This window comes from Paracandidimonas soli, assembly GCF_004342005.1.
Classification (GTDB): Bacteria; Pseudomonadota; Gammaproteobacteria; order Burkholderiales; family Burkholderiaceae_B; genus Paracandidimonas; species Paracandidimonas soli.
This window is the reverse complement of the sequence record NZ_SMBX01000005.1, coordinates 76,270-98,883: the sequence shown is the minus strand read 5'-3', so window position 1 is coordinate 98,883 and position 22,614 is coordinate 76,270. Positions and strand designations below refer to the sequence as shown.

The following is a 22,614-nucleotide window of genomic DNA, read 5'->3' as shown; positions in this document are numbered from 1 at the left end:
GCTGGCATGTCAATACATTCTACCTGAACACGGAAGAATCCGTCGCAGCCGCAGCGCATGCCGGATGTCTTGGCCGGCATGCCTGTCCTCAGCGTCCTTTCAGCCCCCGGCTGACGATGAAAGTTTCCGAAGATTTGTCTCGCGACGCCTTGGGCTTGCGCTCGGCCACGCGGACGAAATGCTGCTTGAACAACTTTACGATCTGGGAAAATCCGCTGCCATGAAAGGCTTTGACAATCAGGGCGCCGTCAGGTTTCAGGTGCGCCAGCGCAAATTCCATCGCCAGTTCGCAAACGTGCTGGATGCGCGCGGAATCGGCGGCGCTCACACCTGACAGATTGGGCGCCATGTCGGAAATCACAAGATCCACCGGCTGATCGCCCAGCAACTGTTGCAATTGTTGCAATACGGTATCTTCCCGGAAGTCGCCCTGCAGGAATTCCACGTCGGCCACCGGCTCCATGGGAAGGATATCCAGCGCCAGGATGCGTCCGTCGATGCCGCCGCCGGGCGCGGCCAGGCGTTCGCGCGCCACCTGCGACCAGCTGCCGGGCGCGGCGCCCAGATCGACGACGACATCTCCGCGCTTGAGCAGTTTCTCGGCATCCAGGATTTCAGTCAGCTTGAACGCCGCCCGAGCCCGGTACCCTTTCTGTTGCGCCATTTTGACGTATGGATCGTTGATGTGATCGTGAATCCATTGTTTTGAAAATTTTTTTTTGGCCATCCCGTACAATTCCACTATGCCAAAACTCGAAATCACATCCCAAGAGCGTAGCGCCCTGCGCGCCGCCGCCCATTCCCTGCGTCCGGTCGTCATGATCGGCGACAAGGGCCTGACCGATGCCGTCCTGAAGGAAATCGACAGCAACCTGACGGCCCACGCGCTGATCAAGGTACGCGTCGCCGGCCAGGAGCGCGATGTCCGCGAGGACATGCTCGTCAGCATCTGCGACCAGCTGTCCTGCGCCCCGGTGCATCACCTGGGCAAGATCCTGATCCTGCATCGTCCGCAAGCCGCCGAACCGGCCCCCGTCATGGAAACGCGGGCGGTACGCAAGCCGTCGGAGCCCTATACGCCCAAGAAGCAGGCCGCCTCGGGCGCCAAACGCACCCGCAAGGACGAAAAACAGCAGCGCGCCGCCCGCAGGAAGGCCGCGGATACCGATGCGAAGCCTGCGCCGCTGGCCCGTTCTCGCACTACCATTCCGTCGAGCATTCCCCGCCGCAGCGGCAGCGCCCTTTCATTGCGCGCCGGCGCCAGGCGCACTACGCCGCGCTCCCGCTGATACGGCCCAGACCGCCTTGCCAGGAAGCTCCGACCAGGAGGTTGGAGCTTCCTTTTTCATATGGGCCGGTATTCACCAGCCGCTGACGCAAAATCAGGTGCCGCAGCCATCAGCCCGCGGCACCTGATTTGAATTCTTCCGTCGGCGAAACAGTTTATCAGAATCGGACGGGCTTCCTCTGCGAAACCGGCAGCCCATCCAGGGCTGCCCGCCCTTTCTCAGACATACTGGATGGAAAGAATCTCGTATTCGCGCACGCCGGCGGGCGCGTTGACCTCCACGACATCGCCCTCGGTCTTGCCGATCAGCGCCCGTGCGACCGGACTGGAGATGGAGATGCGGTTCTCGCGGATGTCGGATTCGGCATCGCCCACGATCTGGTAGGTGACGCGGCCGCCCGTTTCCAGTTCTTCGATTTCAACGGTGGCGCCGAACACGACGCGGCCATCGGCATCGAGCGAGGCGGGATCGATGATCTGCGCATTCGACAGCGTGCCTTCCAGCTCCTGGATGCGGCCTTCGATGAAGGCCTGGCGCTCTCGCGCGGATTCGTATTCGGCGTTTTCCGACAAATCGCCCTGCGCGCGCGCCTCGGCGATGGCGTTGATAACGTCGGGGCGTTCCTTGGTTTTCAGACGTTGCAATTCGGCTTCGAGGCGTTCTGCGCCAGCAGCTGTCAAAGGGATCGCAGCCATAGGTGTTCCTGATTCAAAAGTAAAAAGACGCCCTGCCATGCGAGAGCGCCCGTTGGTGATTCGTAAGTTTTGTCTGCCAGGCATGCCGTCATGCCCGTGCTTTATATGCGGGGCGCGGCAGGCGCAGGCTGTTAGCGATGAAACAGCGGCCTTTTCCGGCCCAAAAAATGCCCCCACGCTGCGCCTTCGGCTTGCTGCCCCCAGGGGGGCGCTTTTTGCCTTGGGGCGGCCCGGCGGCAAAATAAAACCCCGGTCAAACGAGTAAACCGGGGAGTTGAGACTATTGTCGGCAATGTCGGAGCAAATTGCAAGCCCCTTGCCTGTTCCGCAGGGCAATACCCGGAAACACCGGGCATCGCCCTTCACAAGCTGCAGTTTCTTGCCTACAACCAGGCTTGCGCTTCGGCGCGCGGTCAGGCGAGCCTGCCGCGGCCCCGCAGCAGGGCGTGCAGCAGGATCGCGCCGAACGTGGCGGTGCCGATGCCGTCCAGGCGGAAGGCGCCGATGTCGATGGAGAAGTTGCCCGCGCCCAGCACCAGGGTGACCGCCGCGATGATCAGGTTGCGGTTGTCGCTGAAATCCACCTGGTTCTGCACCCAGATGCGCGCGCCGGCCACGGCGATGAGGCCGAACACGACAATGGACATGCCGCCCAGCACGGGGCCGGGTATGGTCTGGATCAGCGCTCCGAACTTGGGAGAGAAGCCCAGCACGATGGCGATCAGCGCGGCCACGACGAAGACCAGCGTGGAATAGATGCGCGTGACGGTCATGACGCCGATGTTCTCGGCATAGGTAGTGACGCCGGTTCCGCCGACCGCGCCCGAAACCATGGTCGCCACCCCGTCGCCGACAAAGGCGCGTCCGAGGTATTTGTCCAGGTTGCGGCCCGTCATGGCGCTGACGGCCTTGATGTGCCCCAGGTTTTCCGCCACCAGGATGATGGCCACGGGGACAATGACTGTCATGGCGCTGACGTCGAAGGTGGGGGATGTGAACCGGGGCAGGCCGAACCACGGCGCGGCGGCGACACGGGAGAAGTCGATGGGCGCGCCCATTCCCAGGCCGTTGGTAAGCAATGCGTAGATGGCCCAGGCCAGCGCCAGTCCGAACAGGATGAGGAGGCGCTGGATGACGCCTCGGGTGTAGACGGCGATGCCGCCGACGCACAGCACGGTGACGAGGGCCATGGCGGCTTCGAAGGTGGAGCCGCCCATGGCGCCCTTGGCGGCGATGGGTGCAAGGTTCAGGCCGATGACGGCGACGATGGCGCCGGTGACGACGGGCGGCATCCAGCGGTTGATCCATTCGGCACCGTCGCCGGCCGACCGGGCGTTGAGCCACCAGACGAGCAGGCCGATCAGGGTATAGACCAGGCCGCAGGCGATGATGGCGCCCAGCGCTACGCCGATGTTGGCGTTCGCGCCCGCCCCCGCGTAGCCTGTGACCGCGATGACGCCGCCGATGAAGGCGAAGCTGGAACCGAGGTAGCTGGGAACCCTGCCGCCGACGAAGAGGAAGAAGATCAGGGTTCCGATGCCCGACATGAGGATGGCGACGTTGGGGTCGAAGCCCATGAGCAGCGGCGCCAGGATGGTGGAGCCGAACATGGCGACCACGTGCTGGGCGCCCATGGCGATGTTCTGCGGCCAGGAAAGGCGTTCTTCCGGCTGGACCACGAGCGGGCCGCCGGCGTTGCCCTGTACCAGGCGCCAGCGTGGGAAATAGGTTTTGGACATGGAGGTCGGGCCTTTTCTAGTGTTTGCCTGCGGACGGCTTATTGCTTGTTCTATGGCGGCGGAACGGCAAGCCGCCAGCCGGCGCAAAGTTTACGGTTCCGGGAGTTTGTCCGCAAGGGGCGGTGCAGCAATGGGCGTGGATCGCGCCATGGGGAACACGCCTGCGTGATAGTCATTTCCGCCGGCGCATGAGCAGCAGCAGGACGCACAACAGCGCACCCGCCGTCAGAATCGCAGCCAGGCTATACCAGGCTGCCGTGAAATCATCGGTACGCGCCAGCAGCCACCCGAATGCGGGAGGACCGAAGGCAAACCCGCCGAAAAAACCCGCCGACAGCATGCCCGCCGAGGCGGCGGCGGCGCCAAACCGCGCGTCGTGCAACAACATGCTCATGGCGATGGCATTGCTGGCCGCGACGGTAAGGCCCATCCCGACAACCCCCAGCCACAGCGGCCAATGCTGCTGAGGACTGGCAAGCCGCATGATCATCAATGCCAGGCCCGCGAGCACGAACAGCACACCAAGCAAAATGGAGGCATCGGGCAGCCTGGCGCCGACCGGCGTGAGCAGCACGCGCGAGAGAATGCCCATGATGCCAAAGCCGCTGACCATGGCCCCGATGGCCTGCGCGGAGACTCCTTGCTGATCGGCGTAAACCCCCAGAAAGGTCATGAAGGAGGACAGCGCCAAACCCGCGCAAAGCTGAATGGCCATCAACATCCACAGCCACCGGTTCGGAGCATGCACGCGTAATGAAAAGCGCTGCTCCGCCGTGACGCGGGGCGGCACCCAGCGTACCACCAGGGCAGCCATTAGCAAGGCAACCGGCGCCCAGGCCGCCAATGCCGCACGCCACCCCCAGGCCAGTGCCATCGGCGGCAGCGCCGCTCCCGCCAGCAATGCAGCAGCCTGGACTCCGGACTGCTTGAGGCCGACGATGCCCGCCTTGCTGGGCGCGGGAACCTGCTGGGCAATGAGCTGGTTCGTGGCCGGATTGGCCAGCGATTGGGCGACCCCGCAAAACAACAGCGCCGTGACCAGCCCGCCAAATCCCGGCAAGGCGCCCATCAGGGCGAAGGAGACCCCCACCAATAGAAACAGCCCCACCATCCCCTTGAAGGCGCCTACACGCTGCACCAGTGCGCCGGCCCAGGGCGACAGGACGGCGGCAAACCCGAATGTGCTGGTGATCAGCCACCCCAGTTGCTGGCGGGATATATCCAGATCGAGGATCAGGGCCGGCCCGAGGATGCCGATGGCATAGAAGATCATCATCGGCATGCCCATGGCCATCACCAACAGGAAGGACAGGCCGGCCAGCGAATCAGAGTGTCGGCTTTCAGTGTTCATGACACGCCCTTGTACAAATGCGCCGGCATGCATGCCTTGCGCAATCCCCCCGCGAGGGGAGCATAAAAAACTATGCGCTCTCATCCCGCCCCGCCAGCATCGGCTGCGTGGAGCGCGCCACTGTTTCACGCACGCGGCAGGCGATGCCAAAGGCGGCCAGCACACCCAGCGTAAGCACCATCAGCATGCCGCCATAGCCCAGCACATCGAGCAGCATGCCCGCAAACACCGGTACAGCCAGCCGGGACGCTGTGAACAGCGTGACCTGCAGACCGTAATCCATCGCATTGCGCTGGCGCCTGGTGAAAAACATCGTCAATCCGAACATCAACGCCGACACCATGCCCATGCCTGCCGCAACAAGGATCGCGCAAGCAATCAGCCAGGCTTCTCCTTCCAGCGGGGTCCAGATGCTCAGCGTCAGCAGGATCAGCGCGCCCAGCGCCACCAGCAGATACAGCACGATGGCGCGCGCAATCCCCAGCAACGGGATCAGCCGGCCGCCGATCAGGCTGAACAACGCGCCGGTCAGGCCCCCCACGATGCCGACGATGAAGGCGACACGCTCGAGTGCCATGCCCTGGTCCAGCATCAGAGGCTTCAGATACAGCCACACCGCCCCGATGAAGGGGAAACTGGTCAGCAGCAATAGCGTCCACTGCCTTGCGCCGGGCTGGCTGAAAAACCCCTTCCAGTCCGCCAGCACGCATGGCTCTGGCGCATCGTCCTCGTCCATCGCCATCCTCGGCGCAGTCCAGGAACGCAGCGCCAGAAACGGCAGCATCCCCAACACCAGCCCGACGCCCATCAGCCAGAACGGCGCCTGCCAGCCCTGGCGCGCCTGTATGACGATCAGGACGCCGCCGCCCACGATCGCTCCCAGGAACATCGCCGCCGAACGGATACTGCCCGCACGCAGTTGTTCATCGCGCGGCAGCCACCGCACCGCCAGCGCGTTCAACGGGATATCAGCCCAGGTGGCCGCGATGCTGATTGCAAACGTCAGCGTGAACAGCATGAGGCGATCGTCGATCAGATTTTCCCTGCCCAACTGCCAATACAGCGCCAGCAGCACCGCGCACAGCATCAGCAGCCAATGCGCGAAGTGCCCGCTCCCCAGCCGCACGCGCTGCACCGGCACGGCAAACAGGAACTTGAAGAGCGCCGGCAGCGCCGCGAGTTGAAACAGCCCGATCTCCGTACCGCTCCAGCCATGCTGGCGCATTACCACCGGCATGCCGAACATCAGGTAGATCGCCGGCACAGCCAGCGCCAGATTCATCCATCCAAACAGCAACTGCAGTCCAAGCAGACGCATCCTGGTCATGAGGACCTTCCCTATTCCATTCAATGGCTTCAAGTGTGCCCCTGCCGTCGGCGTCGTGGCGCCGAATTCAATGAATCGCATAGGAATGACATCTCTTTTCATAGAAATATGAATCTCAAGCATTTGCATTCGTATCTATCATGACCAGAAGCCTCCATACGCCTATCAACCGCCACGGATAAAGGAACGTACCCGAGATGGAACACACATCCCGCACACATGCTCTGAGCCACAGATGCCCCCACCTGCGCACAGCCACGGCAATGTGCGGGGTAGCCCTCATCCAGATGGGCCTCCTTGGCCAGGCGCAGGGGCAATCCTGGCAGGACCAGCAACCAACGAGCCGTCCTTCGGAAATCCATCAGGCCGCCGGACTGTCCCCCATCATCGTTCGCGCGCAAAAGCAGGATGAGGATCTCCTGACCGTGCCCGCATCCATCACCGTCGTCGATGGACAGGCGCTCGAAGAGAAAGGCGCACAAAGCCTGGACGTGCTGCCAGGCATGGTCAGCGGCCTGAGTTTTCAGTCCATGGGGCAGTCGGGCCTGATGCCACCCGTCATCCGCGGCCTGAATGCCAATGTGACCTCCTTTTCCTCCTCCGTCGCGCTGATCGTCGACGGGGTCGCCACATTGCGCGGACAAGGGTTCGACGACCCGCTGCTGGGCGTTGAACAGGTAGAGGTCCTGAAGGGGCCTCAATCGACTCTGTACGGCCGCAACGCGGAAGCGGGGGTCATCAGCATCACGACGCGCAAGCCGGATAACGCACCATACGCGTTCATCTCCGCCGAGGCCGGCAACTACGACCGGCGGGCCGTCCGGTTCGACCTCAGCCATCCGGTGGTCCAGGATCAGCTGTTCCTGGGAGTAGCGGGATCCTTCAGCCGCAAGGACGGCTTTCTGGAAAACACGTGGCTGGGCCAGAAGGACGGCGGCCAGCTGCGGCGCAGTGGCCGGTTCGCCTTGCGCTGGACGCCCGGAACCCGCACCGACGCCATTCTGCGTTATACGCAAAACGAGTACCGCGACCAGGCCTCGCTATGGGGTTCTCCCGCCTCGCCGGAACGCACCGAAGTACGCTCCGGCACCGAAGGCTGGAACCGCTCCACGTCGCGCGCTTGGTCGCTGGACATCACGCACCGCTTCGACTCCGGCATTCGCCTGCGCTCGACCACCGCGCGCAACACCTATTTGGACGATCTGCAGCAAGACACCGATTTCCAGCCCGCCGACATGATGCACATCGGACGACGGCACGAATTCACCACCCTGTCGCAGGAATTGCGCCTGGAGGGAGGCGAAGCGGGCGAGACGCGCTGGCTGGCCGGACTGTACCTGGACGACGACGAGCAGGATCTGTCCTTCAGCCAGAAAACCCCCATGGCCCTGATTCTGACGTCAGGACTGCAGAGGCAGCGCACTTCCGCCCTGTTCACGCACTGGACGATCCCGCTGTCGGGGCCCTGGTCTCTGGTTGCAGGGGGCCGCCTGGAACATACCCGCATCCACTTCGACATGCCCGGCATGGACCGACAATCACGCAACTATACGCAGTTCTCTCCAAAGCTGGCCATGCAGTATGCCCTGAATCCTGACACCCATCTGTACGCCAGCTTGTCGGAAGGCTACCGTGCCGGCGGCTTCAATGCTTTTTCGCCTCCCGCCTATCGCGATTACGAGCCAGAAAAGGTATGGGCGTTCGAGCTCGGCGCCAAGGGCACCGTACTGGACAACACGCTGCGCTACAGTGCCGCGCTGTACGCCATGAACATCCGGCAAATGCAGGTACAGCAAATGGGAATGCCCGGCCAGGTCTTCATCACCAACGCTGCCACCGGACGCTCCATCGGCGCGGAATTCGACGTCGACTACCAGTTGGCGCCCGGCTGGAACCTGCAGGCTGGCCTGGCTCTGAATCGCAGCACGTTCCGCGAATTCCAGGACGGCGCCAAGAGCTACGACGGCAATGACAACGCCTTCTCGCCCCGCGTCAGCGGCTACGCCGGCCTGCGCTACCAGGACGCGCGCGGCTGGTATGCGCAGGCGCGACTGCACGGCGCCAGCAAGATCTACCTGGATGCCGCCAATGAATATTCACGCAACGGCTTTGGCGTCCTCGATGTGAGCGCCGGCTATATGTTCAAGGACGTCGAACTGAGCATCTACGCCAATAACGTCGCCAACCGTCACTACGACTCGGTCGGCTTCCTGAACGGCCTGGTCACTATCTACAGCCCCCCCAGGGAGATCGGCGTGCGCGTGAGCTGGAAGCTGTGAAGCCAGCGGGCGTGCCCGCCCCCCCAACCAGAGAGGTTCCAATGAACACCACATTACCGAAACGACACACACTGGCCGCCCTCGCGGCCGCCGGGCTGGGAGGCGCCCTGCCGCCCATCGCCAAGGCGCAGGGACGAGGAATGCCAGAGGAGCACATAATGCAATACCCCGATTTCTTCACCCAGGCGCCGGTCATCACCATGCGAGACCCGCTGGCCGAATTCCTGGGCGCCACCGCAAATGGCATCATGCAATATACCTATCTGGACGCGGTCAAGATGGCGGGCCACTCTTGCGCAGTGGTGGCCAGTTCCTACCTGCTGGCGCGGCGGGGACTCAAGCGCCTGTATGGCGACGATACGCCAGTGCGCGGCGACATCCAGATTGCCATCCGCAACGGAGGAACCGAAGGCACCACGGGGGTCACAGGGGCCGTGCTGACCCTGATCACCGGCGCTGCCGGCGATACCGGCTTCCATGGCATGGGCAAGAGCCGGCGCTTCTCGCGCCAGGACCTGCTGATGTACAGGCAGGAAGTCGACGACTTCCTGACCCTGCGAAGACGCGATACTGGCAAAACTGTCGGCCTGTCGCTCGACATCGAGGCGGTCCCATTCCGTCCGGAGATGCAGGATCTGCTTCCCCAGGCCATCGCGGGCACCCTGCCCGAGCAGGAGCGCGGACGCTTCGCCGATTTGTGGCAGGATCGTGTCAGGCGGATACTGCTGGAGCACGCGGAGGACCCAGCGCTAATCCAGGTCCGGGATATCTGAGCGTGCGTCACTCCCGCCTGCAGTCAGGAGCTTCTTCGCCACCATGCAGGGGCGCCTGCGGCGCTGCATGAACACTGCCTCGCTTGACCTCGGACCGAAGTCCGAGGCTTGGCTTGGGCGCGTGCTCAGGCAGGATCCTTGCTCTCGCCCTTCCGGGCAAGCAGCACGGCGACAGGCGCCATCGGAAAACACACGCCATCGATCTGCTCGACGCGGGCAAACCCCGCATCCCGCAGCAGCGATGCCAGTCGGCCACGCGGCAGCACATGCCGCCCCTGCATGCGCAGATGCAGGTAATACTGCAGTACTGGCCGCGCCTGGCGCACATCGCCGCCGATCTCGGCATGGCAGCAGACCAGCAGCCCGCCAGGCCGCAAGGCCGCATGCAATCTCGCCAGCACCGCAGGAATGTTCGGTACGAAATGCAGCACGGAAGAGCACCAGATAAAGTCGTAGCCGCTGCCGAAATCGGCCGCCGCAAGGTCGCCGCCTCGCGCCTGCAGGCGGCCGGCCAGGCCAGCGCGCTCGATGGCGTCCTGCGCGACCGCCGCAACCGGCGGATACTCAAAGACAACGCCCGACAGACCCTGCCGCAGCTTCGCCAAGGCAATCGCCACCAGACCGGGGCCGCCACCCAGATCCAGCATCCGGCGCGCCTGCGCGAACTCCGGCTGCCGGCCCAGGATGTCGCAGGCCACCTGGGCCGTGACTGCCTGCTGTTCCTGGGATATCTGGATCTTGGCAGCCCGCGCCCAGCCCTGCTGCATTGCCACCGGATCCACAGTCTTGGGCTCAGGCACGCCATTGCGCAGTTCCTCCTGCAGTTGCATGCCCACCCGCCGCAAAACCTGATGGCGGAACAACAGCGCATCGCCACAGTACTGCCCGGATGCCGGGTGCAGATACGGCCGCAACGCCACATGCATGCGGTACTCCATCCCACCCCCCTCCCGCGGTCTGCGCTCCAGCATTTCCATGCCCCACAGCAGTTCCAGGAAATAGCCCGTATTCGCAGGTTCCAGCCCCAGGCATCGCGCCAGTTCAGGAGCGCTGACAAACTCTTCCAGATGCGTGAACATCCCGGCTTCCAATGCCATGCGCAAGGCATCAGCCCCCAGGCCCGCCAACTGCATGTCCCAACAGGGCTGCAGGGCATGAAGCGACATCAAGGCCGAAGGCGAACGCGCGGAAATGTCTGTGCAACGCATTGATTTTCCTCCTGTTTAACCACTCACGACATCAGGGTTTTCTGGAATTCGACATCCTGTTTATCTATAATATTAAGAATCATTCTCAAATTCCTATGCGATGCGCACGCATTCCTATGCAAGATGCGTCTTGCAGCGGGAAAGCCGGAGGTAAAACGTGAGCACGAGCAAAAGCTGCTGCCGCTTATCGGTTGACGAACCCCGTATCCACAGCAGCCTGGGAGACGGCAAGACCCGGCAGCAGTTGCCCGACGACCTGGGACATTGCTATCAGGACTTGCTCGAACTGGAACCCGGACTTCGCCTCAACCGGCTGCACTACCACCCCCGCATCCCGCTGATCGAAGAAACCAACGGCCAGCACAAGGGCCGCGTCATGGTCATCACCCTCGGCATGAAAGGCCGCTCCCGCTATGTATGCCGGGACGCCACTCGTCTCGAATTCCAGAAGGGTCACACCACCATTACATCGTTTTGCGCCATCCCGGGCGACCGTCACTACGAAGCCGGGCACTGCGTCTCCCAGTTGCGCATCATCGTGAGTGAGGCCCTGATCGCCAAATACGTCGGCCAGGAACGCGCCAGCCGGATTCTGGGCAACCACCAGCTCAACTGCCTGGCGTCTCGCGCCAGCACTCCCTCGGCGCTGGCGCACGCCAGGGCCTTGATCAGCCACCTGCTGCCCGGCCAGGGGCAGCTACCCCGCCTGGACATGCACATCCACACGCTCAGCCTGCTCAGCGAACAATTCAATCTGCTCGCCCCCCAGCACCGCGCCTGCGCATCGCCCTTCTCTCCTTCGGAGATCGAGCGCATCGAACAAGCCCGGCAGATGATGGGCGAACATCTGGACAAACCTCTCACGCTCGAATACCTTGCCACCACCGTTGGCATCAACAAGAACAAGCTCAAAGACGGCATGATCCATCTGTATAACGGCACGCCCGCGAGACTGCTGCTGGATTTGCGTATGACCAAGGCGCTTGCCCTGCTGGAGTCCGGCTATCAGGTTGCGCAGGCCGCCTGGCAAGTTGGCTATCAATATCCGAACAACTTCACGGTTGCCTTCACCCGCTATCACGGAAAATCCCCCAAGGCCATGTTCGGCAAACGCGCCATGGAACATTAGGGCCTGTTAACCCTAAGGGGTCCAGCAGGTGCGCAAAGCGCCGCATGTGTGAGAACACATCCCTGTCGTATCATTGAGAGCCATGACTCATAGCAAAAGGGATACGCAAGCGATGGATACGCACTTCTGGCTGATACGGCACGGAGAGACCGACTGGAATGCCATGCGGAAACTGCAGGGATGGCGCGACATCGCCCTGAACGAGACCGGCATACAGCAGGCGCGGGTGCTGGCGCAAACGCTGCAGACGGCGGCATTCCGTCATCGGATCGATACCGTCTACAGCAGCGACCTCGTGCGCGCCAGCGAAACCGCCCGCATCGCCACGGCGCACTTCGGCTTGCCCGTGCGAACCGACGCGGGCCTGCGCGAACGCGGTTTCGGCGTGATGGAAGGCTCGGACTGGCAGTCGCTGAAACACAGTGCGGACGTGCCGGGCGCTTTCAACATACGCGATCCCGACACGCCGATACAGGACGGTGAAACGCTGCGCGCCTTCCAGCAGCGCATCGTGGATACGTTCCAGTCCCTGGCGCAGCGGCTGCCCGGCAATAATGTCATGGTGTTCTCGCACGGCGGCGTGATCGATGCGGTCTGGCGCCGGCTGAACGGTGTCGCCCTGGAGGCGCCGCGCCCATTCGACATCCAGAACACCAGCATCAATTGCTTCAGCATCCGCGCCGGCAGCGACTGGATCCCGGGCGAATGGGGAATCGTCGACCATCTGGAACAGCCTGCGCTGGACGAGCTGCGCTGACCACGCGCCGAAGCGCAGGCGCCGGCCCTGGCGGCGCTTCTGGCGTAATCAGCCCTCAGGCCTGTGCAGCCATCGCCTCAGCAGCGCCGCCGTCTCTTCCGGCATCTCCAGCGGCGGCAGGTGGCCGCATGCGGGAAGGACATGGAATTCCGAGCCTGCGATGCCTTGGTGGATAGCCAACGATTCATCCACGGGGGTGAGCTGATCGCTGTCTCCGACCACCACCATCGCGGGCACATCGATGGATGCTAGGCCAGGGCGCGAGTCCTGGCGGCCCATGATGGCTTTCTGCTGCTGCAGGAAAACTTCCGCGCCCACGCGCTCCGCCATGCGCATCACGGTTTCGCCCACCGGGCCATGGACTCTGGACTCATGGATCAGCGTCGGCAGCATGCGGTGGGTCACGCCCGCAAAGCGCCCCGAGTTCAGCGAATGAATGGCGGCACGGCGCTGCCGGGCGCGCACGACGTCGTCCGGAGATGCGCTGGTGTCGAACAGCGCCGCGCGCATGACGCGTTCCGGCGCCTGCCGGAAGATCTCGAACGCGACGTAGCCACCCATGGACAGCGCCGCCAGGGCGAAGCGCGGCGGCGCGGCGTCAAGCAGGCGGCTGGCCATACCGGCAATGCTGTCGTCCCTGGCAAAATCCGCAATGAACGGATCGGCGATATCCGACAGGGCGTCTGCCTGCTGTTGCCAAAGCTCGGCATCGCACAGGAGGCCGGGCAGGAAAACAAGGGGAATACGACTCATCACATGTCCTTTTTCACTGCGCGCTCCTTCAGGTCTTCGTGCAGGATACGGCGTATTTCCAGGATGGCTGTGGCCGTTTCCTGCACACTGTGTCCGGACACAATGACCTTCTCCGATACCGCTCCCGGCAAATGCGCGCTGCGGTAAGGCACCAGGCCGTCGCCGGAATCCTCGAGCGATCCCCTGGCGTTCTCGCGTGCGATGATCGAGTGATAGCGCACCTCCGGGGAAATGGGCAGATCGGCCGCGACTTTCACGAATGCATCGTCGGCGCTCAGATTGTCGATACTGTTGGGCAGCGCGAGCGTGCGCCTCGGCTGTTCGTCCCGGCGCCCCGCATCCCCGCCCGACAGGGTTTCCACCACATCGTCGAAGCTTTCCAGCAAGCGCAGCGGCAGGCGGATCAACTGCGATATCCAGCGAACCAGCCGCTCGCCGGCGACAGCCGTGCCCCTGTGCGGAGCGGCAATGAAGATGGCCCTGGCGGCATTCGGCATGGGAGAAAAGCGCAGCATCGGATCCAGCCGCGCATGCAGCCTTTCCAGGCGATCCGCACTGATGTCGCGTCCTTCCAGCACCCAGCGCCACAACTGCTGGTCGGCGGACGAAACCATCAGGCGGGCGATCATGCCGCCCATGCTGTGGCCGATCAGCACCATGTCGCTGGAGGCGGGCGCGGCGCCTTCCGGATCGAAGTGATGCAGGGCCTGTGTCACCAGTTGCCGTATCTGCGCATGGTTGATCGCGACGGGCACGCTGGTCGGATAGTAGACCTGCCAGACCTGGAAGGCCTCGCGCAATTCGGCATCGCCGAGAATCTCGTTGGCAACGTTGACCCAGGCTTCCGGGCTGCTGGCCAGGCCATGCAGCATCAGGATGATGCGGCGGTCCGGATCGAATGGCTGCATCATGTAGAGGTGCGGCTTGTCGATGCCCTGCTCGCTTCCGAACAACGTGCGCAGCGACTGCCTGCTGAAATCCGAACGGGCCAGCCACAATCCGTAGCCCGCCGTGAAATTGGCCGCCAGCGGCACGCGCTGCCCATGCAGCATGACGTCGCTGTCCTCATAGGGATCATGGATGACTACGCGGGCTTCGCGCGTCCGCAAGGCGTCCTTCAGGCCATCGCCGTCGAACAGGAACAGCACTGTCAAATTGGGCGACGGCATTTCACTCCATTCAGCCGGCCGCCGCACGCGGCTTCGAGGCTTGTCCGGATTCCGGCCCGCCTGCCAGTCGGATACGACGGCGACCGGCGCATCCTCCAGCACCGCGACCAGTTCGGCGCCTATGCCATCGCGCCGGTAGATGCTTCGCAACCCGTGAAACGCCAGCGAGGAAGCCGGCAGCAGTTCCTGCGGAACATTGTCCGCGCTTACGCTGCGCACACTCGCCATCTGGACCTGCATGGTCCAACCGCCGTAATCGAGGACGCCAGGGTCATTGCCGCCCAGGGAATCGTCCGCGCGGCTCCTGGCATCGAACAGTTGCGTGGAAGCCAGCTGCACCGCCGTGTTGTACCAGTCCCTGACCTGCGTCTGCCGGTCTTCGAACGCCCTCGCCACCGGATCTCGCGGGATGAGGAACAGGTAGGCATAGGCGTACCGCGCCGCCTCCATGGCCGCCTTGAACGCCTGCCGTTCGCCGAATTCTCCGGCGCGCACCTTGAAAGCGGACAGTGCCTGGCGCAGCCAAAGCTCGGCCGCAGCCGACAGGCGCTGCTCCATGGAAACGCCCTTGGCCTCGGCCAGCGCAGCCAGGCAGTCCGGCATCGCGCCGGCACATGCCCCCGTATCCAGCCCGGTCACCCGGATCGTCTGTTCCGTGGCGGCGCTGAGCCGCCCCGTCGTCAGGATATCGCCGCGCTGAAACGCGATGTATTCGCCGGGCGACATCGGCTCGATGCCTACCATCGGCTGGAAGCTGTTCAGCAGCGAACAAGCGGACAGCCCCGCAAACGCCATCGCCGCCAGAGCCAGCCGCAGCAGCCGCGCAAGCTCCGCGACGCCCGGAATGAGGATAGTCGTGCGCATCACGGCGCCTTCAGCAGGGCGCGCATCATCTGCCGGTGCGCCTCCCGGAAACTTGCCGCGCCGCCCGGCACGGGATTGCCCTGGTACGCGATTTCCATGATGGCCGCATACACCGCAGGCGCATAGGCCAGCGCGAAGTTGTCGGTCAGGGCACTGCGCCTGATGGCGCCCCTGTCGATGGCATCCTGCAGAATGCGCGCCTGGGCGTGATGATAGGGCAGCACGACTTCCCGATACCACCGCTGTATCAGCCCCGGCATGCGCGAGCTTTCGGCAATCATCAGCCGCAGTGTAGACACGATGGCGGGATCGGACAGCCGCGCATATGCCGTATCGATGAAGCGGTCCGCGACCGCCTCCATATCGGCGTTTTCCGGGATGGTCAGAAGGTCGGCCTCCAGCGGGCACAGGGCGCGATCCAGCAGGGCCTTGAAGATTTCCTCCTTGCTGCCATAGTGCGCATAGACGCCGCTCTTGGACAGGCCCTCGCGGCGGGCGATGTCCTCGATCCGGGTCGCCGCGTAGCCGCGCTGCGAGAACTCGATCAGCGCCGCATCCAGCAACTGGCGCGAACGGACTTCGGGAGACAGGCGCACCCGCTTGCGGCGTCTCGATGAAGCGTCGGTTTCGGCGGCGTTCGCCGCCCGTGAATTCGTCGTCATGATGGCGTCCGTCCGGATGCGGAACAGACTGAAAAGAAGAAAAAACCCCTGTGCATTGCACCTCGGCTCGAGACTCTATTCTAACAAACGTCCGACGGGTCGTTATCGCCTATAATGGAAACCTAGGGTCCCATCCGTGTCTGGACTCATCCCACCGGAAGATCATGACTGAAACCACCCGCTCATCTCCCATGACCCGTCGGCTGGCGGCGGGCATGCTGGCGGCGGCCCTGGCAGGCTGCGCATCCATGGCTCCTCCCACCCAGACGCCGGAATTGCCCGTGCCCGACGCCTGGCCCCAGGGTGCGCAAGCCGGCAACGGCATGCAGGCAAGCGCCCTGCCCTGGCAGGCATACTTTACCGACCCCGTATTGCAGCAGTTGATCCGCACCGCGCTGGACAACAACCGCGACCTGCGCATCGCGGCCCTGCGCGTCGAAGAGGCCCGGGCCGCTTTCCAGATACAGCGTTCCGATCAGTTCCCGACCGTGGGCCTGAGCGGGCAAAGCGCGCGCGCGCGCGTGCCGGGGGATCTCAATCCTGCGGGGCAAGCGGTCGTCGGTGGTGAACACCGCGCCGAAGTGGGCGTCATGAGCTGGGAGCTCGATCTCTGGGGCCGCGTGCGCAGCCTCCACGATGCCGCGCTGGAACAATGGCTGGCGACCGAAGAGGGACGCCGCGCCGTCGAGCTGTCGCTGATCACCCAGGTTGCCGAAGGCTACCTGGGCGTGCGCGAACTCGACGAAAGAATTGCGCTGGCCAGGCGCACGGTCGATTCCCGCGAGGAATCCCTGCGCATCTTCAACCGCAGGCATGCCTTGGGCGCAACGTCCAGACTGGACCTGCAGCAGGTGGAAATCCTGCTCACGCAGGCGCAATCGCTGCTGGCCCAGTTGGAACAGGCGCGCGCCACGCAAGTCTATGCCCTGGGCCTGCTGCTCGGTGCGCATCCGGGCCCGCTGCCCGAATCCGTTCCCTTCGACGAAGCCACCGTGCTGGCGCCGCTGTCTCCCGGCCTGCCTTCTGATTTGCTGACGGCCCGCCCGGACATCATCGCCGCCGAGCACCGGCTGCGGGCCTCCAATGCCAACATAGGCGCGGCGCGCGCCGCCTTCTTCCCTCGCATTGCATTGACCGGCAGTTTCGGCAGCGCGAGCGCCGAGCTGGACGGCCTGTTCGCGTCCGGCAGCCGGGCCTGGACCTTCATGCCCACGCTGTCGCTGCCGATATTCGACGGCGGCCAGCGCCGCGCCAACCTCGACCTGGCCGAAGTCCGCAGCCACATCGCCGTAGCCGAATACGAAAGAAGCGTGCAGACGGCATTCCGCGAAGTTTCCGATGCGCTTTCCGCCTACCGCTGGCTGGCGCAGCAGCGCGATGTCCAGCGCACCGCATTATCGGCAACCGCTGAACGCGCTCGCCTGGTGCAACTGCGCTACGAGCACGGCTCGGCCGCCTACTTCGAGGTGCTGGACGCGCTGCGCGACCTGCTCGTCGCCGAGCAGCAGATGGTGCAGACACGCAGGGCACTGCTGTCCAGCCAGGTCGCGCTCTATGCCGCCCTGGGCGGCGGAACCTCCGCAACAACTCACTGACCACCGGAATATCCCATGGCAGCCTTCTCTCTACAGAACAGCAAAAAACTCCTGCTCATATCGGCAGCCGCAATCGCCGCGTTGCTGGCCTGGTGGGCCTGGAACCAGTTCTCCGACACCGGACCCGGCGAAGGCTTCGTCAGCGGCAACGGCCGCATCGAAGCCACCGAAGTCGATGTCGCGACCAAGCTGCCCGGCCGGATCGAGGAAATCCTGGTGCGCGAAGGCGATTTCGTGCAGGCGGGCCAGCCGCTGGCGCGCATGCAGATCGACAGCCTGCAGGCGCAATACGACGAAGCCGCCGCAGGGCTCCAGCAGGCGCAGCACAGCGTGGCAGTCGCCGAGGCGCAGGTCGCGCTGCGCCAGAGCGACCTTGCCGCCGCCCAGGCGCTGATCACCCAGCGCGAAGCCGAGCTGGACGCGGCCAAGCGCCGCCTGTCGCGTTCGCAGACGCTGTCGCGCGAAGGCGCAGCCTCGGTCCAGGAGCTGGACGACGATCGCGCCCGCACGCGTGGCGCTGAAGCGGCGCTGGCTGCCACGCGCGCCCAGGCAGCAGCAGCCCAGGCCGCCGTCAAGGCTGCCGAAGCGCAGTTGATCGGCGCGCGCTCGGCTGTCAAGGCGGCCGAAGCCACTGTCGCCCGCGTGCAGGCCGACCTCACCGACAGCGAACTCAAATCGCCGCGCGACGGTCGTGTCCAGGTGCGCGTGGCGCAACCCGGAGAAGTGCTGGGCGCCGGCGGCCGCGTGCTCAACCTGCTCGACCTCTCCGACGTCTACATGACGTTCTTCATCCCCGAGACCGTGGCGGGCCGCGTCGCGCTGGGCAGCGAAGTCCGCATCGTGCTGGACGCCGCTCCCGATATCGTGATTCCCGCACGCATCTCCTTCGTCGCCAGCCAGGCGCAGTTCACCCCGAAAATGGTCGAAACCGCCAACGAACGGCAAAAGCTGATGTTCCGCGTACGCGCGCAGATTCCGCCGGAACTGCTGCGCCGCCATCTGGAGCAGGTCAAGACGGGCGTGCCCGGCGTGGCCTGGCTGAAGGTGGCCCCCCAGGCCGAGTGGCCCGCGTCGCTGGCGCTGACTGAGTCGCTGCGGCAATACGCGGCGGACCAGGGCCGCTAGGGCCTGTTAACACTAAAAGGAGCCCGCATGGAAGCCCTGCCGCCAGTCGTCAGCCTGCGGGGAGTGCGCCTGCGCTACCGCGCCACCGAGGCATTGGCCGGCATAGACCTGGACATACCCGCGGGCCGCATGGTCGGCCTGATCGGACCGGACGGCGTGGGCAAGTCCAGCCTGCTGTCGCTGGTTTCGGGCGCCCGCAAGATGCAGGAAGGCGAAATCCAGGTCCTGGACGGCGACATGTCCCGCCTCAGCCACCGCGAAGACGTCTGCCCCCGCATCGCCTACATGCCGCAAGGCCTGGGCAAGAATCTTTACCCTACGCTGTCCGTCGAAGAAAACCTGCAGTTCTTCGCCCGCCTGTTCGGCCACGAAGAGGCCGAACGCCGGCGCCGCATCGACGACCTGACCCGCGCCACAGGCATGCACCCGTTCCTGTCGCGACCGGCGGGCAAGCTGTCCGGCGGCATGAAGCAGAAGCTGGGCCTGTGCTGCGCCCTGATCCACGATCCCGACTTGCTGATCCTGGACGAACCCACGACCGGCGTGGACCCCCTGGCGCGCGCCCAGTTCTGGGACCTCATCGCACGCATCCGCCGGCAGCGCCCCGGCATGAGCGTGATCGTCGCCACGGCCTACATGGACGAAGCGCAGCGCTTCGACTGGCTGGTCGCCATGGACGCGGGCAAGGTGCTGGCGACCGGAACGCCGCAGGAACTGCTGGAGCGCACGGGCTCCAGCTCGCTGGAAACGGCCTTCATCGGGCTGCTTCCCGAAGAGCGCAAGCGCGGCCACGTCCCGGTGGAGATTCCCGCGCTGCAGGTCGACGAGGACGACATCGCCATCGAGGCGCAGGACCTGACCATACGCTTCGGTGATTTCGTCGCTGTCGACCATGTCAGCTTCCGCATCCGCCGAGGCGAAATCTTCGGTTTCCTCGGGTCCAACGGATGCGGCAAGACCACCACCATGAAGATGCTGACCGGCCTGCTGCCGGCCAGCGAGGGCCAGGCATGGCTCTTCGGTCGCGAAGTGGATCCGCGCAACATCGACACGCGTCGGCGGGTGGGCTATATGTCCCAGTCGTTCTCGCTCTACAGCGAGCTCACCGTCCGCCAGAACCTGGTGCTGCACGCGCAACTGTTCAATGTCCCCGAGGCCGACATCCCCTCGCGCGTCGCCGAGATGGCCGAACGCTTCGGCCTGGGCGACGCCATGGACAGCCTGCCGGCGGGCATGCCCCTGGGCATGCGCCAGCGCCTGTCGCTGGCCGTGGCCATGGTGCACAAGCCGGAACTGCTCATCCTGGACGAACCAACTTCCGGCGTGGACCCGGTGGCGCGCGATGCTTTCTGGCGGCTGCTGATCGAGCTGTCCCGACGGGACAAGGTCACGATCTTCATTTCCACCCACTTCATGAACGAGGCGCAACGCTGCGACCGCATGTCGCTCATGCATGCCGGCAAGGTGCTGGACAGCGACACGCCCGCCCGATTGACGGAAAAGCGCGGCGCGGGGACGCTGGAGGAAGCCTTCATCGGCTACCTGCGCGAAGCGTCCGGCGCCGACCCCGAGCCAGAAGACGACGGCGCCGCGCAAGCCGCCGCCCCGCAGCCTGACTCCCACGCGAAACAGGGCTTCAGCCTGCTGCGCCTGCTCAGCTATATGTGGCGCGAGGCGCTGGAACTGCAGCGCGATCCCGTACGCGCCACGCTGGCGCTGGGGGGATCGCTGATCCTGATGTTCGTCATGGGCTTCGGCATCAGCATGGACGTCGAAGACCTGCGCTATGCCGTGCTGGACCGCGACCAGACCACGCTGAGCCGCGACTACGCCCTGCAGTTGTCCGGCTCCCGCTATTTCATCGAGCAGCCCCCGATCGGCGACTACGACGAGCTGGACCGCCGCATGCGCAGCGGCGAACTGTCGCTGGCGCTGGAAATCCCGCCGGGCTTCATGCGCGACGTGCTGCGCGGCGGCAATGCGCAGATCGGCGTCTGGGCGGACGGCGCCATGCCGCAGCGCGCCGAAACCGTCCTGGGATACGTACAGGGCATGCACCAGAATTGGCTGAACGCGCAGGCCCGCGAGCGCGGCATCGCAATGTCCATGCCCGCGAACATCGAAACCCGCTTCCGCTACAACCCCGACGTGCAGAGCCTGAAGGCCATGGTGCCGGCGATCGTGCCCGTCCTGCTGCTGATGCTGCCCGCCATGCTGACCGCGCTGTCCGTCGTACGAGAGAAAGAAACAGGATCCATCATCAATCTGTACGTCACACCGGTGAAGCGTAGCGAATTCCTGCTGGGCAAGCAGTTGCCGTATGTCGGACTGGCCGTGGTCAATTTCCTGCTGATGAGCCTGCTGGCCGTCACCGTGTTCGGCGTTCCCATCACCGGCAACTATCTGGCCCTGCTGGCTGCGGCGCTGATCTTCAGCTTCGTCGCCACCGGCATGGGGCTGCTGGCCTCGTCGCTCACGCGCAGCCAGGTGGCGGCCATGTTCCTGGCCATGGTGGGCACCCTGATCCCCGCCACGCAATTCTCCGGCCTGCTCAACCCGGTCCCCTCCCTGGAGGGCATGGGCCGGCTGATCGGCGAGATCTACCCCGCCACCTACATGATCACGATCAGCCGCGGGGTCTTCAGCAAGGCGCTGGGCTTCGGCGAACTGGGCAGCGCCTTCTGGCCCATGCTGCTGTCGGTGCCCGTCATCATCGGCGCGGCGATCATGCTGCTCCGAAAACAGGAGAGCTGACATGGGCATGCGCAATCTGGCCAATATCTACCGCCTGGGCGTCAAGGAGCTGTGGAGCCTGTGGCGCGACCCGATGCTGCTGGTCCTGATCGTCTATGTCTTCACCGTCGCGGTCTACTCGGCGGCCACCGCCATGCCGGAGACGCTGCACCACGCGCCGATCGCCGTCGTGGACGAGGACTCGTCCCAGCTGTCGCAGCGCATCGTGTCGGCCTTCTATCCCCCGCAGTTCACAAAACCCGCCGTGGTCGGCCTGGCCGAAATCGACCAGGGCATGGACGCCGGACGCTATACGTTCAGCGTGGTCATTCCACCAGGATTCCAGCGCGACGTCCTGGCCGGACGCGCGCCAGACCTGCAGTTGAACGTGGACGCCACCCGCATGAGCCAGGCCTTCGCCGGCAGCGGCGCCATCCAGCAGATATTGATGGGAGAGGTCGCGGAATTCATGCAGCGCGAACGGGGAGCCGCCGCATCGCCCGTGGACCTGGCGGTGCGCGTGCGATTCAATCCTTCCCTGGAAAACGCCTGGTTCGGCGGGCTGATGCAGATCATCAACCAGATCACGATGCTTTCCATCATACTGACTGGCGCCGCCCTGATACGCGAGCGCGAGCACGGCACGATCGAGCATCTGCTGGTCATGCCGGTCACGCCCGCGCAGATCATGCTCTCCAAGATCTGGTCCATGGGACTGGTGGTGCTCGCCGCCGCCTGCCTGTCCCTCAACCTGGTCGTGCGCATGCTGATCGGCGTTCCCGTCGAAGGCTCGCTGGCGCTGTTCTTCGCCGGCGCGGCGCTGTGCCTGTTCGCCACCACGTCGATGGGCATTTTCCTGGCCACGCTGTCACGCAATATGCCGCAGTTCGCAATGCTGCTGATCCTGGTGCTGTTGCCCTTGCAGATGCTGTCGGGCGGCTCCACGCCGTACGAAAGCATGCCGGAAATCGTGCAGACCGTCATGCTGGCCGCGCCCACCACGCACTTCGTCGAACTGGGCGGCGCCATCCTGTATCGCGGCGCCGGCATCGACGTCGTCTGGAAGTCCTTCCTGTGGCTGGCCGTGATCGGAACCGTGCTGTTCATGCTGTCGCTGTCGCGGTTCCGCAAGACAATCGCGCAGATGGCCTGAACGGGCAGCCGGG

At 64.5% G+C, this 22,614-nt stretch carries 18 protein-coding genes; 9 read left to right on the top strand and 9 right to left on the bottom strand.

The window, feature by feature from the left end; genetic code table 11:
• Positions 1-88: 88 nt before the first annotated feature.
• Positions 89-727, bottom strand: a complete 639-nt coding sequence (locus tag EV686_RS11355) for an RlmE family RNA methyltransferase (RefSeq protein WP_132477059.1) — start codon at positions 725-727, stop codon at positions 89-91.
• A 16-nt stretch (positions 728-743) separates the two neighbouring features.
• Between EV686_RS11355 and EV686_RS11350 the strand changes: the two genes are divergently transcribed.
• Positions 744-1,289, top strand: a complete 546-nt coding sequence (locus EV686_RS11350; RefSeq protein WP_132477058.1) for a YhbY family RNA-binding protein — start codon at positions 744-746, stop codon at positions 1,287-1,289.
• A gap of 218 nt (positions 1,290-1,507) precedes the next feature.
• Here EV686_RS11350 and greA read toward each other — a convergent pair whose 3' ends face one another.
• From greA to EV686_RS11330, 4 genes are all read right to left on the bottom strand, one after another.
• Positions 1,508-1,984, bottom strand: coding sequence for a transcription elongation factor GreA (gene greA / locus EV686_RS11345; protein WP_132477057.1), 477 nt, complete (start codon positions 1,982-1,984; stop codon positions 1,508-1,510).
• Positions 1,985-2,397: 413 nt separating this feature from the next.
• Positions 2,398-3,723, bottom strand: coding sequence for a solute carrier family 23 protein (locus EV686_RS11340; protein ID WP_132477056.1), 1,326 nt, complete (start codon positions 3,721-3,723; stop codon positions 2,398-2,400).
• A gap of 172 nt (positions 3,724-3,895) precedes the next feature.
• Positions 3,896-5,074 carry an MFS transporter gene (locus EV686_RS11335; protein WP_165972581.1) on the bottom strand — a complete coding sequence of 393 codons (1,179 nt, stop codon included), beginning with the start codon at positions 5,072-5,074 and terminating at the stop codon, positions 3,896-3,898.
• A 70-nt stretch (positions 5,075-5,144) separates the two neighbouring features.
• The gene (locus EV686_RS11330) at positions 5,145-6,401 is read right to left on the bottom strand and encodes an MFS transporter (RefSeq protein WP_132477055.1); all 1,257 of its coding nucleotides are present in this window, start codon (positions 6,399-6,401) and stop codon (positions 5,145-5,147) included.
• Positions 6,402-6,598: 197 nt separating this feature from the next.
• Here EV686_RS11330 and EV686_RS11325 point away from each other — a divergent pair, with 197 nt between their 5' ends.
• Both EV686_RS11325 and EV686_RS11320 read left to right on the top strand, forming a co-directional pair.
• Positions 6,599-8,680, top strand: coding sequence for a TonB-dependent receptor (locus EV686_RS11325; protein WP_243650863.1), 2,082 nt, complete (start codon positions 6,599-6,601; stop codon positions 8,678-8,680).
• Between the two features lie 41 nt (positions 8,681-8,721).
• The gene (locus EV686_RS11320) at positions 8,722-9,453 is read left to right on the top strand and encodes a hypothetical protein (RefSeq protein ID WP_207901744.1); all 732 of its coding nucleotides are present in this window, start codon (positions 8,722-8,724) and stop codon (positions 9,451-9,453) included.
• Between the two features lie 125 nt (positions 9,454-9,578).
• On the opposite strand, the gene EV686_RS11315 is transcribed toward EV686_RS11320, so the two are convergent.
• A complete protein-coding gene (locus EV686_RS11315; protein ID WP_132477054.1) occupies positions 9,579-10,661 on the bottom strand; it encodes a class I SAM-dependent methyltransferase in 1,083 nt (360 codons plus the stop codon).
• Positions 10,662-10,818: 157 nt separating this feature from the next.
• Between EV686_RS11315 and EV686_RS11310 the strand changes: the two genes are divergently transcribed.
• The gene (locus tag EV686_RS11310) at positions 10,819-11,790 is read left to right on the top strand and encodes a helix-turn-helix domain-containing protein (RefSeq protein WP_132477053.1); all 972 of its coding nucleotides are present in this window, start codon (positions 10,819-10,821) and stop codon (positions 11,788-11,790) included.
• A gap of 82 nt (positions 11,791-11,872) precedes the next feature.
• Positions 11,873-12,547, top strand: a complete 675-nt coding sequence (locus EV686_RS11305; protein WP_243650862.1) for a histidine phosphatase family protein — start codon at positions 11,873-11,875, stop codon at positions 12,545-12,547.
• A 48-nt stretch (positions 12,548-12,595) separates the two neighbouring features.
• Here the strand turns inward: EV686_RS11305 and EV686_RS11300 are convergent, their stop codons facing one another.
• Genes EV686_RS11300 through EV686_RS11290 form a run of 3 tightly spaced genes read right to left on the bottom strand, consistent with a single transcriptional unit; the run spans position 12,596 to position 15,995 of the window.
• Positions 12,596-13,300, bottom strand: a complete 705-nt coding sequence (locus EV686_RS11300; RefSeq protein WP_165972580.1) for an alpha/beta fold hydrolase — start codon at positions 13,298-13,300, stop codon at positions 12,596-12,598.
• Positions 13,300-15,333 carry an esterase/lipase family protein gene (locus EV686_RS11295; RefSeq protein WP_132477051.1) on the bottom strand — a complete coding sequence of 678 codons (2,034 nt, stop codon included), beginning with the start codon at positions 15,331-15,333 and terminating at the stop codon, positions 13,300-13,302. Before EV686_RS11295 ends, EV686_RS11300 begins: the two co-directional genes overlap by 1 nt.
• Positions 15,333-15,995 (bottom strand): TetR/AcrR family transcriptional regulator, encoded by a 663-nt coding sequence (locus tag EV686_RS11290; RefSeq protein ID WP_132477050.1) that lies wholly within the window; start codon positions 15,993-15,995, stop codon positions 15,333-15,335. The genes EV686_RS11295 and EV686_RS11290 overlap by 1 nt, the downstream gene beginning before the upstream one ends.
• A gap of 164 nt (positions 15,996-16,159) precedes the next feature.
• Here EV686_RS11290 and EV686_RS11285 point away from each other — a divergent pair, with 164 nt between their 5' ends.
• Genes EV686_RS11285 through EV686_RS11270 form a run of 4 tightly spaced genes read left to right on the top strand, consistent with a single transcriptional unit; the run spans position 16,160 to position 22,601 of the window.
• Entirely contained in the window at positions 16,160-17,590 is a 1,431-nt protein-coding gene (locus tag EV686_RS11285) for an efflux transporter outer membrane subunit (protein ID WP_132477049.1), read from the top strand.
• A 15-nt stretch (positions 17,591-17,605) separates the two neighbouring features.
• Positions 17,606-18,715 carry an HlyD family secretion protein gene (locus EV686_RS11280; protein WP_132477048.1) on the top strand — a complete coding sequence of 370 codons (1,110 nt, stop codon included), beginning with the start codon at positions 17,606-17,608 and terminating at the stop codon, positions 18,713-18,715.
• A gap of 27 nt (positions 18,716-18,742) precedes the next feature.
• Positions 18,743-21,469 (top strand): ribosome-associated ATPase/putative transporter RbbA, encoded by a 2,727-nt coding sequence (gene rbbA / locus EV686_RS11275; RefSeq protein WP_132477047.1) that lies wholly within the window; start codon positions 18,743-18,745, stop codon positions 21,467-21,469.
• A 1-nt stretch (position 21,470) separates the two neighbouring features.
• Positions 21,471-22,601, top strand: a complete 1,131-nt coding sequence (locus tag EV686_RS11270) for an ABC transporter permease (protein ID WP_132477046.1) — start codon at positions 21,471-21,473, stop codon at positions 22,599-22,601.
• Positions 22,602-22,614: the final 13 nt, after the last annotated feature.